We start from the raw sequence: 16,809 nt of genomic DNA, 5'->3' as shown, positions 1-16,809 counted from the left end.
GCCCAGGCCGTCAGGCCGTCAGGCCATCAGGCGAACTCGGCCAGGGCCTTCTTCATCTTCTTCATGGCAGCCACCTCGATCTGGCGAATGCGCTCGGCGCTCACGCCATACACGGCGGCCAGCTCATGCAGCGTCATGCCGCCCGAGCCGTCATCGTTGACCTTGAGCCAGCGCTCCTCGACGATGCGGCGGCTGCGGTCGTCCAGCGAATCCAGCGCCATGGCAATGCCGTCGGTGGCCAGGTGGTCACGCTGGCGCGACTCGATCATGGCCGTGGGCTCATGTGCGCCGTCGGCCAGATAGGCGATGGGGCCGAAGGCCTGCTCGCCATCATCGCTGGGCGAGGGGTCCAGCAGCACGTCGCCACCGGCCAGGCGCGTTTCCATCTCCATGACTTCTTCGCGCTTGACGTTGAGCTTCTCGGCCATGGCGTCGATCTCGCCGGAGGTCAGCGTGTCGCGCAGCATGGCGCCGTCCTCGGCCATGGCGGCGTCGGACTTCAGTCCCTGCTTCATGGAGCGCAGGTTGAAGAACAGCTTGCGCTGGGCCTTGGTCGTGGCGACCTTGACCATGCGCCAGTTCTTGAGGATGTACTCGTGGATCTCGGCCTTGATCCAGTGCATGGCGTAGCTCACCAAGCGCACGTTCTGATCGGGATCGAAGCGCTTGACGGCCTTCATCAGGCCGACATTGCCTTCCTGGATCAGGTCGCCGTGGGGCAGGCCGTAACCCAGGTACTGGCGCGAGATGGACACCACCAGGCGCAGGTGGGACATCACCAGACGCCCTGCGGCGTCCAGGTCACTGTGTTCCTTGAGCTTGCGGGCGTAGTCCTGCTCTTCCTCGAGGGTGAGCATGGGCAGGCGGTTGACCGCGGAAATGTAGGCATCCAGATTGCCCAGAGGCGGCACCAGGGCCCAGGGGTTAGCGGGCGCCAAGGTGGTCGCAATGGAGCCGGAGGCGTTTGTCATTGCAGAGTTCCTTTCTTCCATTCCTTCATATTAGCACTCGTTAGGATTGAGTGCTAAAGCCGAAGTTCCGCGGGTTTTTCAGTCGGTTGCAGAAATCTTCGGTACTGCAAAAGTCGCTTCTGGCTAGTCTGAGCGATTTTTGGAAACCCTGCTTGCCGGCGGGAGGCATGTGTCGGCCCCCGCCGGGTTTTGACCCCTTTGCGCCCGGCTCCGCCGGCGACCGGCACGAAAGATCCAGGTTCGTGCAGTCGCGGTGCCCAGCGGCTATTTGAACCGTGGCTGCACGATGATCTTCACCGCCGACTCGTTGTTGTGGATCAGCGTGTCAAAGCCCTGGGCCACCAGGTCATCGAGCTGGATGCGCTGGGTGATGAAGGGCTCGAGGTTGATCTTGCCCTCCTCGACCAGCTTGATGGTTTCCTGGTGGTCGTTGCAGTAGGCGATGGTGCCGCGCACGTCCAGCTCCTTCATGACCACGCTGTGCACGTTGATGGTGGCCGGATGGCTCCAGATGGACACGATCACCACCACGCCCGTGGCCTTCGTCGCGGCCACCAGCGTGTCCAGCACCTTGTTCACGCTGGTGCATTCGAACGACACATCCACGCCCTTGCCGCCGGTGAGCTTCATCACCTCGGCCACCACGTCCACCTCGGAGGGGTCCAGGATGTGATCGGCCACGCCCGATTCACGCGCCTTTTGCTTGCGCTTGGCACTGAGCTCGGTGATGACGACGGTCAGGCCCTTGGCCTTGAGGATGGCCGACAGCAGCAGGCCGATGGGGCCGGCGCCGCCCACCAGTGCCACATCGCCGGCCTTCGCTCCGCTGCGGGTGTAGGCATGGTGGCCCACGGACAGCGGCTCGATCAGCGCGGCCTGGTCCAGTGGAATGGCATCGGAGATGGGATGCACCCAGCGGCGCTTGACGGCAATCCGCTCGGACAGCCCGCCACCGCGCCCGCCCAGGCCGATGAAGTTCATGTCCTTGGACAGGTGGTAGTTGTCGCCCGGCCCCGTGGGCACATCGTCGGCCACGATGTAGGGCTCCACCACCACATGCTGGCCGACCTGGATATCGTCCACCCCCGCGCCCACGGCGTACACCACGCCCGAGAACTCATGCCCCATGGTGATGGGTGCGGACTCGCCCGAGATGGGATGCGGGTGGCCGCAGGGCGGGATGAAGATCGGCCCTTCCATGAACTCATGCAGATCCGTGCCGCAGATGCCGCACCAGGCCACTTCGATGCCCACGGTGCCGGGCTCCACCACGGGTTCGGGGATGTCCTCGATGCGGATGTCGCCCCGGTCGTGGAAACGTGCTGCTTTCATGATTGAACTTTCTGTTTTGCAAGGCTGGGTTGGCGGGCGGCACAGCCGCCCCATGGCGATTATTCGGCCTTACCGCAGGTGATGAACTTGCTGCAGGTCATAGACACGCACCGGCAGGCCTTCCTGCCGCGCCTTGAGCTGCAGCGCCAGGTACAGCGAGTAGTGGCGCGACTGGTGCAGGTTGCCGCCGTGGAACCACAGCGCCTCTTGCTGCGTGGGCTTCCACATGTTGCGCTGCTCGCCCTCCCACGGTCCCGGGTCCTTGGTGGTGTCCGAGCCCAGGCCCCAGACCTTGCCTACCTTGTCCGCCACCTCCTGGCTGATCAGGTCGGCCACCCAGCCGTTCATGGAGCCATAGCCGGTCGCGTAGACCACCAGGTCCGCCGGCAGCTCGGTGCCATCGGCCAGCACCACCGCGTTTTCCGACAGGTGGCTGATCTGCTTGCCCGCCTGCAGCTTGATGCTGCCGTCGATCACCAGATCGCAGGCCCCCACGTCGATGTAGTAGCCCGAGGCGCGGCGCAGGTACTTCATGAAAAGGCCCGAGTCGTCATCCCCGAAGTCCAGCATGAAGCCGGTCGCCTCCAGCTGGCGGTAGAACTGAGCGTCGCGCTCGCGGATGCGGTTGTACACCGGCACCTGGAAGTCGGCCATGATGCGGTAGGGCAGCGAGGCAAAGATCAGGTCCGCCTTCCTGGTCGTCACGCCGCTGGCCACGGCGCGCTCCGAGTACAGGTCACCCAGGCCGATGTCCATCAGCGAATCGGAGCGCACGATGTGCGTGGACGAGCGCTGCACCATGGTCACATCGGCGCCGTGCTCCCACAGGGCCGCGCAGATGTCGTGGGCGGAATTGTTGGCGCCGATCACCACCACCTTCTTGCCCGCGTAGGCGTCCGGGCCATGGTGCTGGGACGAGTGCTGCTGCTCGCCCTTGAAGATGTCCTGGCCCTTGATCTTGGGCACATTCGCCTTGCCCGACATGCCGGTGGCGAACACCACATGCCTGGGGCGCAGCACCTGCGTCTCGCCATTGCGCTCCACGGTGACTTCCCATTCCTGCCGGTCCTCATCGAAGCGGGCGTTCAGGCAGTTGGTGGACGGCCAGTAGTTGACCTCCATCACCTTGGTGTACATCTCCAGCCAGTCGCCGATCTTGTCCTTGGGCGCGAACACGGGCCAGTTGTCCGGGAAAGGCATGTACGGCAGGTGGTCGTACCAGACCGGGTCGTGCAGGCACAGCGATTTATAGCGGTTGCGCCACTGGTCGCCAGGGCGCGCCTGGCGGTCGATGACGATGTGCGATACCCCCAGCTGGCGCAGCCGCGCGCCCAGCGCAATGCCGCCCTGGCCGCCGCCGATGACGAGCACGAAAGGCTGCCTGTCGCGGCCCAGTTCCTGGGCCTCCTGCTGGCGGCGCTCCAGCCAGGTCTGGCGGCCACGCCGGATGCCGTGCTCGGCCCCCATCGGGCGGCGCGTGCCCATGGGTTCCTCATGGCCCTTGAGCTCCTGGGCGGCCGTCAGCAGCGTCCAGATGCGCCCGTCCCTGATACGGACATGGCCGCCGCCGCGCGCATGGCGCGTGTCGAGCACGATCCAGGCGGACACCACGCCATCGGCCTCCTCCACCGTCTCGCGCTCGTCCAGCGAAAGGCGCACGGGCGCAGCGGCGTCCAGCTGGGCAGCCAGCATGTCGGCGATCTGGCTGCGCCCTTCCATGGTCTTGATGTTCCAGGTCAGCAGCACCAGGTCGCGCCAGTAGCATTCGTCGGCGAACAGGCGGCTGGCGGCCGCGAAGTCGCGGTCTCCCAGGGCATGGTTGAGTTGGTCAAGCATCGCCTTGGCGCGGGCGTTGGGCGTCGTATCGGTCATGGTTGTCTCCTTGATGCGGTCATGCCCGCTGGTTTTTCTTCGGGCAGTCGCTCTTACGCAATCACCATGCCAGGCAGGCCCGGCGGCAGGATGCGCCAGGCAAATCAAGGGGTTGCCTGCGCGCCTCCGGTACAAACCCTGCGCCTTGCACCCCGCTGCCCGGCGTTGCCGCCCGCGACAGGTGGGGCAGCCCTGCGACACCTGTCGCACCAGGCGTGCTGCAGCGCAGCAGGGGCAGTGGGTAAGTCTTGATTGGCGCTGCGCCGCACAGGGCACAGAATCGTCTGCGGCACGTTCAAAGCCCGCATCGACTCCACGCCATGCCCCTGCAGTCCTACGCCTCGCACATCCAGGAAATCGAAGCCTTCGGCCTGGGCTACTCCCACCGCGGGCAGGAGCGCGACCGCGCCGTGCTGCGCAGCTGGCGCCGCTGCATCGACTCCCACCGGCTCGACCCGGCGCATACCAGCGAAGCCCACATCGTCACCGAAGGCCAGCTGCGCGCGCACCGCGAGGAGTCCGAGCCGCTGATCCACATCGCCCGCCATGCGCTGGAGCGGCTGTACCAGCAGCTCAAGGGACTGGACTACGTGCTGCTGCTGGCGGACCGGCATGGCGTGGCCGTGGACTTTCTGGGGCATGAGGCCGACAAGGGCGACCTGCGCCGCGCGGGCCTGTATCTGGGCGCGCAATGGCGCGAGGACCACTCGGGCACCTCGGCCGTGGGTGCCTGCCTTGAGACGGGCGAGGCGCTGACGGTGCACCAGAGCGACCATTTCGACTTCACCCACACCGGCCTGTCCTGCACGGCCGCGCCCATCTACGACATGCGCGGCGAACTCGCGGCGGTGCTGGACCTGTCGCTGCTGCGCTCGCCTGCCGAGCGGGCCAGCCAGAACCTGGCGCTCAACCTCGTCATGGCCGCGGCGCGGCGGGTGGAGCAGGCCAACCTGATGGCGCAGTCCGGCCAGGACTGGGTGGTGCGCCTGGCCCAGTCGCCCGATTTCCTCGACGTCGATCCCGACGCCTCCATCAGCGTCGATGCACGTGGCCGCATCCGCGCCATGACCCACGCGGGCGCGCGGTTGTTGGCAGCGGCCGCGCAACTGGACTGGCGCCAGCGCAAGAGCCTCATCGGCCAGCCGCTGGAGCGTTTCTTCGACGTGGACCTGCGCCACCTGTCCGAGCTGCGCCGCAATCGCCCGGCGCAGGAGCGCATCATCCGCGCCCGCGACGGCAGCATCCTCTTCGCCCATGCCATGGAGCCGCAGCGCCGGACACGCCGCCTGCAAGCGCAGGCAAGGCCGGCGCAGCCCCCGCTGCCTGCTGCGCTGCAGGCGCTGGACACGGGTGATGCCGCACTGCAGACGCTGCTGCGCAAGGCTGCGCGGCTCGCACCGCAAGAGCTGCCCGTGCTGGTGCAGGGAGAGACCGGCGCGGGCAAGGAATACCTGGCCCGCGCGCTGCATGCATCCAGCGGCCGCAGCGGCGCCTTCATTGCCATCAACTGCGCAGCCATTCCCGAGGCACTGCTGGAGAGCGAGCTGTTCGGCTACCTGCCCGGAACCTGGACCGGCGGCGCCAGCAAGGGCCGCGAAGGGCTGATTGCTGCAGCACACGAGGGCACGCTGTTCCTTGACGAGATCGGCGACATGCCCCTGGCCCTGCAGGCCAAGCTGCTGCGGGTGCTGTCCGAATCCGAAATCACCCCCTTGGGCGCGCGCGCGCCACGGGCGGTGGCGGTGCGCTTCATCTCGGCCTCGCACCAGCCGCTGGCCGAGCTGGTGCGGCGTGGCAGCTTCCGGGAAGACCTGCTGTACCGCCTCAACGCGGCCGAGCTTCGCCTGCCTGCGCTGCGCCAGCGCAGCGACCTGCAGACCATTGCCGACCAGATGCTGGCCACCCTGGGCAGCCACCTGCACCTGGGCGACGCAGCCCGCGCCGTGCTGGCCGCGCACGCCTGGCCCGGCAACCTGCGCGAGCTGCACAACGCGCTGCGCTACGCCGCAGCCCTGTGTGGCCACGATGGCGACGGCACCATCGAGCCCGACCACCTGCCTGACCACCTGCACGATGCGCTGCACCGCGCACCAGCGCGCACCGCCTTGGCTGGCAATGCCGGCGAGCCCGCCGCACAGGCGCTGGAACAGCTGCTTGCGCAATGCCAGGGCAATGTCTCCGAGGCGGCGCGCCAGCTCGGCGTCAGCCGCTCCACCATCCACCGGCGAATCCAGCAGCTGCAGCTGGGCGTGCGGCATGCCCATTGGCGCGGGACATAGCACGGCCTTCGCCCCAGGGCCCATGCGATGTCCATGGCGGCTGGCCGCGGCGATCGGCCCGTCAGTCGCCGCGCCAGGTCAGTCGCAGTGCAATTTCAGTCGCAGCGGGCGGTCATGCCGCCGTCCACGACAAGCTCGGTTCCCGTCACGAAGCGGGCCTCGTCGCTGGCCAGGTACAGGGCGGCACTGGCGGTATCGCGGCCATCGCCCATGAAGCCCAGCGGGATGCGCCTGACCCGCGAGGCCAGCAGCGTCTCCACATCGCCGCCTGTGCGCTGCCTGGCCAGCCGCGCTTCCACCATGGGGGTGTGCAGCTGGCCCGGCACCACCGTGTTCACGCGAATGCCGTCAGGCGCATGCTGCACGGCCACCACGCGGGACAGGTGGATCACGCCGGCCTTGCTGGCCGCATAGGCGACCTGCGCGCTGCCGGTCCAGCGCAGGCCCGAGGTGGACGCCACGTTGACGATGGCGCCGCTGCCGCGTTCGACCATGTGCGGGAGCACATGCTTGCAGGTCAGAAAGACGCTCTTGAGGTTGATGTCGATCTGGCTGTCCCAGTCCTGCTCGCTCAGCTGAATGGGGCCGCCGGCTGCGGAGCCGCCCACGTTGTTGATCAGGATGTCCGGGACGCCCCAGGCCTGCAGGCAGGCCTGGACCATGGCCTTGACGCTGGACGAGTCGGTGACATCGCAGATGCAGGTCGTGATGGACGCTGCCGCCTCGCCGGCCAGGGACAGCGTTTCGTCAAGCCGCGCCTGGTCACGGTCCACCGCCAGCACCTTCGCGCCTTCCTCCGCCAGGCGCACGGCCATGGCCCTGCCGTTGCCCCAGCCTGCTGCCACGCATCCGGCCCCCGTAACGATGGCTATCTTGGACTTGAACCTGCTCATTGGCTTTCCTCATGTGACACGGTGGAGCCGCTGTGGCAAGCGGCGATGCAGGCCAGTTTGCGATCGATGCCGGCAAAGTTAAACTGGATGGCGCCTATACCAGCTATGTTGAATACCTATGGATCTGCGCCAACTGGAGTACTTCGTCGCCGTGGTGGAGCACGGCAGCATCAGCCGCGCGGCCGTGGCGCTGAATTTGGCGCAGCCGAGCGTGAGCCGCCAGATCGCACTGCTGGAAGAGGAGCTGGGGCAGCGGCTGCTGGACAGGACAGGGCGCGGCGTGGCAGCAACCGCGGCCGGGGAGACACTGCTGTCGCATGCACGCACGATGCTCAACTCGGCCAGCCAGGCGCTGTCCGATCTCAAGGAAATGCATGCCGAGCCCGTCGGCAGCGTGGTCGTGGGCCTGCCCCACCGGGTGGCGGCAAGCCTGGCCGTGCCGCTGATACGGGAGTTCCGGCGCCGGCTGCCGCATGCACTGCTTTCGGTGGTGGAGGGGCTGAGCCTGTCCTTGCGTGAGGGAATGATTGCGGGCCGCATCGACCTGGGTCTGATGTTCGACCCCGCTCCGACGCCCCTGCTGTCCTACGAACCCCTGATGCGCGAGTCCATGCTGCTGGTGGCTCCCAAGGGCTACCGGTTGCCTTCGCGCATCGGCCTTTCGGCCCTGGCGGACTTTCCGCTGGTGCTGCCGGGCACCCATAACCCGATACGCAGCCTCGTGGACGCCGTCCTGCTGCCGCGCAAGATCCGGCTGAACGTGGTGGCCGAGGTGGGGGCCGTGCACACGGCGCTGTCCGTGGTGGAGGAGGGACTGGCTTGCTCCATTCTTCCGGACAGTGCGTTGAATCTGGCCGGTGCCCGCACTGGCATACAGTCTGCGCCCATCGGCCCGCCGGCCATACGCAACCAGCTCGTGCTGGCCATGCCCAGGGCGCGTCCCGCGAACCGGCTGATCGCGGAAACCGCCAAGTTGCTGCGCGAGCTTGACTTTCGCAAGGGCGCCCGCGCCGTGTAGGGCATGCCTCCCGGATCGGAAGCGGCAGGTCAGTCGATGCGGATGCCCGCTTCCCTGACGGCCTTGCCGATCTTGTTCAGGTCGTCAGCGATCAATTTCCGGAACTGCGCAGGACTGGACTTCGCGGGGACAAAGGACAGTTCGGCGAACCTGGATTTCAGCGACGGCGCCTCCACGGCCTTTGAAATTTCGGTGTTCAACCTGTGGGTGATGTCTGCGGGCAGGCCGGCCGGGCCCCAGATTCCGTACCAGGACAGGAGCTCGAACCCGGCAATGGTGCCCTCCGCCAGCGTCGGCACATCGGGCAGCGACGGGACGCGGGTCTTGCTGGTGACAGCAAGGGGCCGCAGACGGCCGGCCTGCACGAAGGGCATGACACCCGGCATGGGCGAGATGGCCGCGGAGACATGGCCGCCGATCACGTCCGTCAATTGGGGAACGGCACCCTTGTAGGCGACGATGTCCATCTGCAGGCCAAGGGCCCGGTTCAGCATCTCTTCGCTCAGGTGGCTGGTGGTACCCAGGCCGGAAGTTGCCCAGGTGTACTTGCCTGGATGGGCCCTGGCCAGTTGCACGAACTCTGCCACGGTCCTGACGGGCAACTCGTTGGTGACCGCCACGATCAGCGGCACGTACCCGATTTGCCCTACGGGCGTGAAGTCACGCTCGGCGTCATAGGTTTTCTTGGAACTGACCAGCGGCAGGTAGGCGTGGCTGGAGGCATTGAAGATGAGCGTGTATCCGTCAGGCTTGGCCTTCTTGACCTGCAGGGTTCCCAACAGGCCGGAAGCCCCCGGAACGTTCTCGATCACGATGGCCTGGCCCAGCTGCCTTTGCAGTTGGTCGGCCACCAGGCGGCCCACGGTGTCGATCGAGCCACCCGGCGTGTACGGAATCACCATGCGGATCGGCTTGCCCGGATAGTCTTGCGCGCACACCAGGGTGCAGGTGGCCCAGGCCGCACAGGTCATGGCGAACTTCCAGGCTTTCCTGATGGCGGCTGCGGGCGTGTGGATGGTCATCGTTGTCTCCTGAGCACTGTTTCTGTCCGGCGCATCCCCGAAGGGGCCGGGTGTCTTGCGGGCAAGGGCTGGCCTAGGCGGCGTACACGCGGCGCGTGAATGCCGCAATGGCGTCTGCCATGGCAAGGGGCTGCTCGGGCGCCAGGGCGTGGCCCGCGTCGGCAATCACCTGTTCCGTCACCCGCTCGCCCAGGCAGGACTTCATCACATGGGGGATCACGACCGCGTCATGCTCGGCCCGAAGGTCCAGTATGGGAACGGTCGTTCCTGCGCTGAAGTAGTCATCGATGGGCGTGACGCGCCGTGCATGGCCTTGCGCTTCATGGGTCTGGGCGTTCCACCCGTCCAGCCAGGCGCTGGGGTCATGTCCCGGGGCAAAGAAGGCGCGGCGCAGGCAGTCCAGGCGCTGCTCCCTGGACAGCCGTGCATCGCCGGCGCTGTCGATTGCGTCCCGCAGGCGGCCATACGGCATTTCGTCCGATCCCGGCGGCAGCTTGCCTGCCGAGGCGGCGGCCATGACGACGCCGCGCACCAGGTCCGGCCTGTCGGCCGCCAGCATGCGCGCCGGCTGGCTGCCCCAGGCATGACCCACGACCACGACAGGGCCGGTGGCTTCGTGGTCGATGACGGCCGCGACGTCGGCTGCGAAGTCATGCAGCGTCAGCCCCTGCATGGGGCCACGGCTTTGGCCTATGCCCCGAGGCTCGGGGCGCAGTACCCGCAGCCCTTGCGCCTGCAGATGGCGGGCAACGACGTCGTAGTCCCGGCCGGAACGGGCCAGCGATGGCAGCATGCAGACGACCGGCCCTGCGCCCTGGTCCGCATACTCGATTTGAATCTCGTCCTTCGCAGCCTGCGGGCGGTAGCGCACGAGCCGGCGAGTGACGCCGGTTGTCTCCAGATGGGTGTTTGTCATGCCGCCAGTCTGGGTTTCGGGCGCCATTGCGATAAGGCAATGCAGCCTATATCAGCTATGTTTTTTCCCTATGCAAAGCGGGCCGCCCGCAGGTGCGCGGAACGGCGGCCAAACCTCACCGTTTCTCCAGCAGGCTCTGAATCTGGCGGCCCAGCTGCAGCAACGCCGGGTGCAGCTCCTGCACGATGGCTGGCACAGGCTCCGTCGTGGACACGCTGCAGTTCAGGACATAGATGGCATCGGGTGTCACCAGCGGCGTGGCCAGTGCAACCACTTCCGGCTGCCACGATGCAGCGCAGAAGCCTTGGCTTTTCACGGACCTGATGGCCGCCTGGATCTGTTTTTCCAGGTCGCGCCATTGGGCGCCTCTCTTGAGCCTGAAGCTGTCGAACAGTGCCTTGCGCCTGGCAGGCGGCGCCACGGCAAGGTAGGCACGGCCCAGCGACGTCAGCTCCATGGGCACACGCTGACCCGACACCACATGCCTGAGCACAATCCGGCGGTTGTAGCGGATCGATTCCAGATAGACCATCTCGTCCCTGTCGGGACAGGCCAGGCCCACGTTGATCCTGCGTGTCTCGGCGAGGGTGCGCATCAGGGGGGCCGCCATCGACAGCACTGTCGATCCGGTACGCATGGCGTGCGCCAGGCTCAGGACAGCGGGAGCCAGGCGAAAGGCGCGGCTTTGGTGATCGGCCTGCAGCATGCCGCAGCCCACCAGGGTCTGCGTCAGCCGGCTCACGGTGGCCTTGGACAGTCCGGTGCGTTCCACCAGGTCGCCGTTGCCCAGCAGTTCCGACCCGGGCCTGAACGCACGGAGTATTTCGATGCCTCTTTCCAGGGAGCGGTTGCTCGGGGACTGACCGGGCTTGTCATGGAGTATGGGGGATCGCCTGTGGGTCATGTTGCTGCCGCCTGCGGGAGGACCGGTTCATCCTCGGTTGAAAGCCTGGTTCTTGCTGCACAGGCGCGGGCGCCTGATGGCGTGGAGTATTCCACCGAAAGGATGGCAGATGAAAACGCAAGTCCTGGCGCGCTCGCTGTGCGGTTTCACTGGTTGGAACATGGGGGGTCACAACTGCGGCGCGTTTCCCTAAGCTTTCACCAATCCGTCGCCAGCGTCATCGCAACGCTTGCGCATGGAACGGACCTCTGCCCATAGAACCAGGAGACACACCATGCTTCGTTTCGCCGCCCGCCGTTGCGCCAGGGCCATTGCGCTCATTGCCGTGCTCGCGACTGCCTGCAACGCAGTCTTTGCAGCCTTCCCGGAAAAGCCCGTGCGCCTCGTCGTGCCCTTCGCGCCCGGTGGCGGAACCGACCTGATCGCACGCACGCTGGGGGCCGAGATGGCCAAGGACCTGGGCCAGCCCGTCATCGTGGACAACAAGCCCGGTGCCGGCACGATCATCGGCACCGACAACGTTGCCAAGAGCGCGCCGGACGGCTACTCCGTGGTCGTGGCTTCCTTCGCGCACGCCGTCAATCCGGCGCTGCAGGCCAAGCTGCCGTACGGGAGCAACAAGGCCTTCGCGCCGGTGATCCTGATCGGCCGCGGCCCCAACGTGCTGGTGGTGCCCGCCGCCAGCCCGTACAAGACGGTGGCGGACGTGATGGCCGCCGCCAAGGCCAGTCCCGACAAGCTGACCTATGCCTCGCAGGGCGCAGGAACGTCGGCGCATCTGGCGGGTGAGCTGTTTGCCAACCTGGCCAAGGTCAGGATCACCCATGTGCCCTACCGTGGCGCAGGCCCGGCACTCACCGATCTGATGGGTGGCCAGGTGGACATGATGTTTGCCACCGCGGCGGCGGTATCCACCTTCATCGACAACGGCAAGCTGCGCGTGCTGGGTGTGACCACGGCCGAGCCGTCTGCCGCCTTCAAGGATGCGCCGCCCATCGCCGTCACCGTCCCGGGCTACCGCGTCGAGAGCTGGTACGGCCTGTACGTGCCGGCCGCCACGCCCGCTGCCGTGATCGAGCGCCTGAACACTGCGGCCCGCAAGGCGGCCCGTTCGCCGGACTTTGTTCGCAAGCTGGAACACGAAGGCCTGGTGGTCAATGCCGGGCCGGCGGCGGAACTGGACACCTATGTGCAGGCCGAGGAAAAGCGCTGGGCCCAGATCGTCAGGCAAAACAACATCCATCCCGATTGATCGCATTGCCCGCGATCACCTTGATAGCACGCCATGAACTACGAACTGATCCAACTGAATGTCGCCGATGCGGTGGCGACCGTGACCCTGAACCGCCCCGACAAGCGCAACGCCATGAGCGATGACATGCGCACCGAGTTCATCGATGCCCTGGAGCGCGTGGCGGCGGACAAGGCCATCAAGGCCCTGGTGCTGACAGGCGCGGGCAAGGGCTTTTGCGCAGGCGGGGACATTGCCGGAATGCAAAGGCGCATGAACGCGCCTGCGGGCGAGGTGGGCTTCAACGGCTGGCAGCGCCAGCAGCGCGTGCACCACGTCCAGGCCCTGTTGCACACCATGCCCAAGCCCGTGATCGCCGCCGTCAACGGCGCAGCGTCGGGCCTGGGCGCGGACACGGCGCTGGCCTGTGATTTCGTCATCGCCAGCGAGTGGGCCAGCTTCGCCTGGAGCTATGTGCTGCGCGGCATCATCCCCGACGGCGGCGGCATGTACTTCCTGCCGCGCCGCGTGGGCCTGGCCAAGGCCAAGGAGCTGATCTTCACGGGCCGCCAGGTCAAGCTGCCGGAAGCCCTGGCCCTGGGCATCGTGGACCGCCAGGCCAGCGCCGAGACCTTGGTGGCAGACGCCCAGGCCTGGGCGCGCGAGCTGTCCTCGGCTTCTTCCACCGCGCTGGCATTGACCAAGACCATCCTGAACCAGAGCTTCGAGCTGTCTTCGCACGATGTCTTCGCCCAGGGCAGCCAGGCCCAGGGCATCTGCTACACCAGCAGTGAACACCGCGCATCGGTGGAGGCCTTCCTGGCCAAGACGGCCGCCAAGGAGTGATGCCATGAGCCAAGCCATTGCCAAGCTGCTGTCGCCGCGCAGTGTCGCCGTCATAGGCGCCTCTGCCGACCTGAAGAAAACCACGGGCCGCCCGGTGGCCTACCTGCAAAAGCACGGGTTTGCCGGCCGCATTCTTCCCGTCAATCCGCGCGTGGAGCGCATCGGCGATTTGCCTTGCTATCCCGATGTGGCCTCGTTGCCTGAAGTGCCCGATGTGGCCGTGGTGCTGCTGGGCGCCGAGCGTGCGCACCAGGCCGTCAGGGAACTGTCGGCGCTGGGCTGCGCGGCAGCCATCGTGCTGGCCAGCGGCTATACGGAAACGGGCGAGGACGGGGCGCACCGCCAGCGGCAGCTGATCGAGGCGGCCGGCAGCATGCGCCTGCTGGGGCCCAACACCATCGGCCTGGTCAACCTGACCGACCGGATCGTGCTGTCGCCTTCTGGGGCGCTGGAGATGGATGAGTTCCCCGCGGGCGGCATTGGCGTCGTCTCGCAAAGCGGCGGCATCCTGGGCTCGCTGCTGTCGCGCGCCGCCGCGCGTGGCATCGGGCTGTCCAAGCTCATTTCCACCAGCAATGAAGTGGATCTGGAACTGGCCGACTTCATCGATCACCTGGCCGATGACCCGGCCACCAAGGTGATCGCGCTGTATGTGGAAACGGTGCGCCATCCCGCCAGGTTCCGTGCCGCCTGCCTGAAGGCCGCGCGTGCCGGCAAGCCCGTGGTGGCCTTCAAGATCGGCCGCTCCGAGGCCGGCGCCAAGGCCGCCGTATCGCACACGGGCGCCATGGCCGGAGCCGATCGCATGTACGACGCGCTGTTCCGCCAGGTCGGCGTGATCCGTGCGCACAGCTTTGCCGACCTGCTGGACGTGCCCGCTGCGCTGGCCACGGGCCGCAGGCTGCGCGGCAGGCGTATCGCCATCCTGACTTCCACCGGCGGTGCGGGCACCCTGGTGTCGGACGATCTGGGCGTGGCCGGATTCGACACGCCTGCGCCGGACGAGGCGACGGCCGATGCACTGCGCGCGCTTCAGACCGGCAGCGAGGCCGTGCTGGACCGCAATCCCATCGACGTGACCCTGGCGGGCCTGCGTCCCGACCTGCTGCGCGGCGCCATCAATGCCCTGCTGGCAAGCCCGAGCTACGACGCGCTGGTCATCATCGTCGGCTCCTCCAGCCTGGCCATGCCCGAGCTGCTGGCCGGTGCCATCCAGGACTGCCTGCCCCACTCCGACAAGCCGGTGCTGGCCTACGTCAGCCCGCATGCGCCGGAAATCGGCGCGCTGCTCACGCAACGCGGCGTGCTGGCCTTCGCTGCGGCGGAAAGCTGCACGGCCGCGCTGGCGGGCATGCTGCGCGTCAACGGCTTCCAGGGTGCGCCTTCCGAGCTGGTCGTCGGCAAGCACACCCTGCAGGAACTGGACCTGCCCGTCGGCTGCCTCGATGAAGCGCAGGCCAAGGCCGTTTTCCGCCGCTTCGGCGTGCCGTGCGCGGCCGAGCGCGTGGTGCATACCGCCGAAGAGGCCGAAGCCGCCGCGCGCGAACTGGGCGGCCGGGTGGTGCTCAAGATCCTTTCGTCCCGGATCACGCACAAGAGCGATGTGGGCGGTGTCGCCGTCGGCCTGACGACGCAGACCATAGGTGCCCGGTTGGGTGCGATGGTGGCCGACGTGCAGGCCAGGGCGGGCGTGCGCCCGGACCGGTTCCTGGTGCAGCAGATGGTGGCCGGCGGCACCGAGCTGATCCTGGGCCTGCACAAGGATGCGCTGGGCACCGCCGTGATGCTGGGCATGGGGGGCGTTGCGGCCGAATTGTTCCAGGACACCACGCTGCGCCTGCTGCCCGACGATGGGACACAGTTGGGTGTGCTGAGCCGCTCAGAAGCGCTGGACATGGCCAGGGAGCTCAAGACCTGGCCGCTGCTGGACGGCTTTCGCGGCCGCCCCAAGGCGGATGTCGATGCCCTGGCCGATGCCATCGTCGCGTTCTCTGCGATGGCCGCCCAACTGGGCGACCGCGTGATCGAGGCGGAGATCAACCCGGTGTTCGTGCTGCCGCAGGGCCAGGGCGTGTGCGCTGCGGATGGTGTGCTGGTTCTGGCCTGAGGGGCCGGCCACTGCACATTTGTGCCAAAAAAGTGAGACTGCCCCGGCCAGTGTTCATCCAGGAGACCACGCATGCATGCGACCGAAGTGTTCGGACAATTTGCCTCTCGATACCAACGCACCGAGCTTCCCGACACCGTCATCCACCACGCCAAGCGGGCCGTGATCGACTGGTATGCCTCCCTGTTCCCGGGCCTGGGCTGCGCGCCTCTTGCACAGTTGGAACAGGTGCTTGCCGAGGATCTGGATCGCGGGTCCTGCCGGCTTGGAAACGGCCGCATGGCCACGGCGCGGGCGGCGGCACTTTTCAACGGCTCGGCGGCCCATGCCGCCGAGGTGGACGACAGCTTCCGCGATGCTATGTACCACCCCGGGGCCGCAACCATTGCAGCGGCGTTGGCGGCAAGCCAGCAGGCAGGGGCCAGTGGCCTGGACTTCCTGCGTGCCGTGGTGCTGGGCTATGAGGTCTCCACCCGCATCGGCGTGACCCTGGGCCGGGCCCACTACCGCTTCTGGCACAACACCGGCACCGTGGGCGTCTTCGGGGCAGCGGCGGCCGCAGGGTATGCGCTGCGGCTGGATGCAGGGCCATTCGCCCATGCACTGGCCACGGCGGCCACCTTCTCTGCGGGTCTGCAGCAGGCATTTCGCATGGATTCGATGTCCAAGCCCCTGCATGCCGGGCGCGCAGCGGAGGCCGGCCTGCTGGCTGCGCAACTCGCGCACAGGGGGGTGACGGGATCGCTGGATGTGCTGGAGGGGGAGTCGGGTCTGGGCCGCGCTGTCAGCGACGGACCGGACTGGTCAGGCATCGGGGACACGCTGGGCAGGGACTTCCATATCACCCGGCTCACCTTCAAGAACCATGTCGGCTGCGGCCATACCTTTGCGGCCATCGACGCCGCGCTGGCTCTGCGCAGCCAGCATGCCCTGCGGGCGGACGACATCTGCAGCGTGGCCGTGGCCACCTATGGCCCGGCCCTGGATATCGCCTGCTACACCGATCCCGTGACCGAAAACGAAGCGCGCTTCAGTCTCCGGTTCGTGGTGGCGACGGCCTTGGTCCATGGCAGCGTGCGAATGTCCGCGTACACCCCCGAGCGCCTGGCCGATCCCGCCTTGCGCGCGATGCTCGAGCGCGTCCAGGTCTCGGTGGACCCGCAAATCGATAGGGCCTTCCCGGGAAAGAGATCGGCGCGCCTGGAAATCGTTGCCAGGGATGGACGCCGCCATGTCTGGGTGCAGCCCGATCGCAAGGGCGATCCCGAACTGCCGTTGTCGGATGGGGAGCTGGAGGACAAGTTCATGGAGCTTGCCGCTCCCGTCGCCGGCGCGGGACGTGCCCGGCAGCTGCTGTCAAACATCTGGGGGCTTGAGCGGGCGAGCTGCCTGCGGGGTCTTGCGGTCTGACAAGGCGC

The 16,809-nt window shown here is 67.2% G+C and carries 13 protein-coding genes; 6 read left to right on the top strand and 7 right to left on the bottom strand.

The window, feature by feature from the left end; all coding sequences use genetic code 11:
• Positions 1-26: 26 nt before the first annotated feature.
• From rpoH to G4D77_RS10080, 3 genes are all read right to left on the bottom strand, one after another.
• Entirely contained in the window at positions 27-971 is a 945-nt protein-coding gene (gene rpoH, locus G4D77_RS10090) for an RNA polymerase sigma factor RpoH (RefSeq protein ID WP_016450157.1), read from the bottom strand.
• Between the two features lie 264 nt (positions 972-1,235).
• A complete protein-coding gene (locus G4D77_RS10085) occupies positions 1,236-2,303 on the bottom strand; it encodes a 2,3-butanediol dehydrogenase (RefSeq protein ID WP_016450158.1) in 1,068 nt (355 codons plus the stop codon).
• A gap of 69 nt (positions 2,304-2,372) precedes the next feature.
• The gene (locus G4D77_RS10080; RefSeq protein WP_154835430.1) at positions 2,373-4,175 is read right to left on the bottom strand and encodes an NAD(P)/FAD-dependent oxidoreductase; all 1,803 of its coding nucleotides are present in this window, start codon (positions 4,173-4,175) and stop codon (positions 2,373-2,375) included.
• 320 nt (positions 4,176-4,495) lie between these two features.
• Here G4D77_RS10080 and G4D77_RS10075 point away from each other — a divergent pair, with 320 nt between their 5' ends.
• The gene (locus G4D77_RS10075) at positions 4,496-6,454 is read left to right on the top strand and encodes a sigma-54-dependent Fis family transcriptional regulator (RefSeq protein WP_016450160.1); all 1,959 of its coding nucleotides are present in this window, start codon (positions 4,496-4,498) and stop codon (positions 6,452-6,454) included.
• Between the two features lie 95 nt (positions 6,455-6,549).
• Here G4D77_RS10075 and G4D77_RS10070 read toward each other — a convergent pair whose 3' ends face one another.
• The gene (locus tag G4D77_RS10070; protein ID WP_016453773.1) at positions 6,550-7,347 is read right to left on the bottom strand and encodes an SDR family NAD(P)-dependent oxidoreductase; all 798 of its coding nucleotides are present in this window, start codon (positions 7,345-7,347) and stop codon (positions 6,550-6,552) included.
• A gap of 118 nt (positions 7,348-7,465) precedes the next feature.
• Between G4D77_RS10070 and G4D77_RS10065 the strand changes: the two genes are divergently transcribed.
• Positions 7,466-8,365, top strand: coding sequence for a LysR family transcriptional regulator (locus G4D77_RS10065; RefSeq protein WP_016450162.1), 900 nt, complete (start codon positions 7,466-7,468; stop codon positions 8,363-8,365).
• 29 nt (positions 8,366-8,394) lie between these two features.
• Here G4D77_RS10065 and G4D77_RS10060 read toward each other — a convergent pair whose 3' ends face one another.
• The 3 genes from G4D77_RS10060 to G4D77_RS10050 all read right to left on the bottom strand — a co-directional run bounded on the left by G4D77_RS10060 (position 8,395) and on the right by G4D77_RS10050 (position 11,207).
• Positions 8,395-9,387: a Bug family tripartite tricarboxylate transporter substrate binding protein gene (locus tag G4D77_RS10060; protein WP_126312501.1), complete on the bottom strand. Its 993-nt coding sequence runs from the start codon at positions 9,385-9,387 to the stop codon at positions 8,395-8,397.
• A 73-nt stretch (positions 9,388-9,460) separates the two neighbouring features.
• Positions 9,461-10,303: an alpha/beta fold hydrolase gene (locus tag G4D77_RS10055; RefSeq protein WP_227740836.1), complete on the bottom strand. Its 843-nt coding sequence runs from the start codon at positions 10,301-10,303 to the stop codon at positions 9,461-9,463.
• A gap of 115 nt (positions 10,304-10,418) precedes the next feature.
• Positions 10,419-11,207 (bottom strand): IclR family transcriptional regulator, encoded by a 789-nt coding sequence (locus G4D77_RS10050; protein ID WP_016453776.1) that lies wholly within the window; start codon positions 11,205-11,207, stop codon positions 10,419-10,421.
• Between the two features lie 274 nt (positions 11,208-11,481).
• Between G4D77_RS10050 and G4D77_RS10045 the strand changes: the two genes are divergently transcribed.
• From G4D77_RS10045 to G4D77_RS10030, 4 genes are all read left to right on the top strand, one after another.
• On the top strand, positions 11,482-12,459 hold the full coding sequence (locus G4D77_RS10045) for a tripartite tricarboxylate transporter substrate binding protein (protein WP_016453777.1): 978 nt from the start codon (positions 11,482-11,484) through the stop codon (positions 12,457-12,459).
• A 33-nt stretch (positions 12,460-12,492) separates the two neighbouring features.
• Complete coding sequence (locus tag G4D77_RS10040) at positions 12,493-13,284, top strand: enoyl-CoA hydratase/isomerase family protein (RefSeq protein WP_017406507.1); 792 nt, start codon at positions 12,493-12,495, stop codon at positions 13,282-13,284.
• 4 nt (positions 13,285-13,288) lie between these two features.
• A complete protein-coding gene (locus G4D77_RS10035; RefSeq protein WP_154835426.1) occupies positions 13,289-15,391 on the top strand; it encodes an acetate--CoA ligase family protein in 2,103 nt (700 codons plus the stop codon).
• A 72-nt stretch (positions 15,392-15,463) separates the two neighbouring features.
• The gene (locus tag G4D77_RS10030) at positions 15,464-16,801 is read left to right on the top strand and encodes an MmgE/PrpD family protein (RefSeq protein ID WP_154835424.1); all 1,338 of its coding nucleotides are present in this window, start codon (positions 15,464-15,466) and stop codon (positions 16,799-16,801) included.
• The last annotated feature ends 8 nt before the right edge of the window (positions 16,802-16,809 follow it).

It is taken from the genome of Delftia sp. WY8, assembly GCF_018437695.1.
GTDB lineage: Bacteria > Pseudomonadota > Gammaproteobacteria > Burkholderiales > Burkholderiaceae_C > Comamonas > Comamonas tsuruhatensis.
Note: the sequence above shows the minus strand (reverse complement) of the source record. Positions and strands in the feature narration are given on the sequence as shown.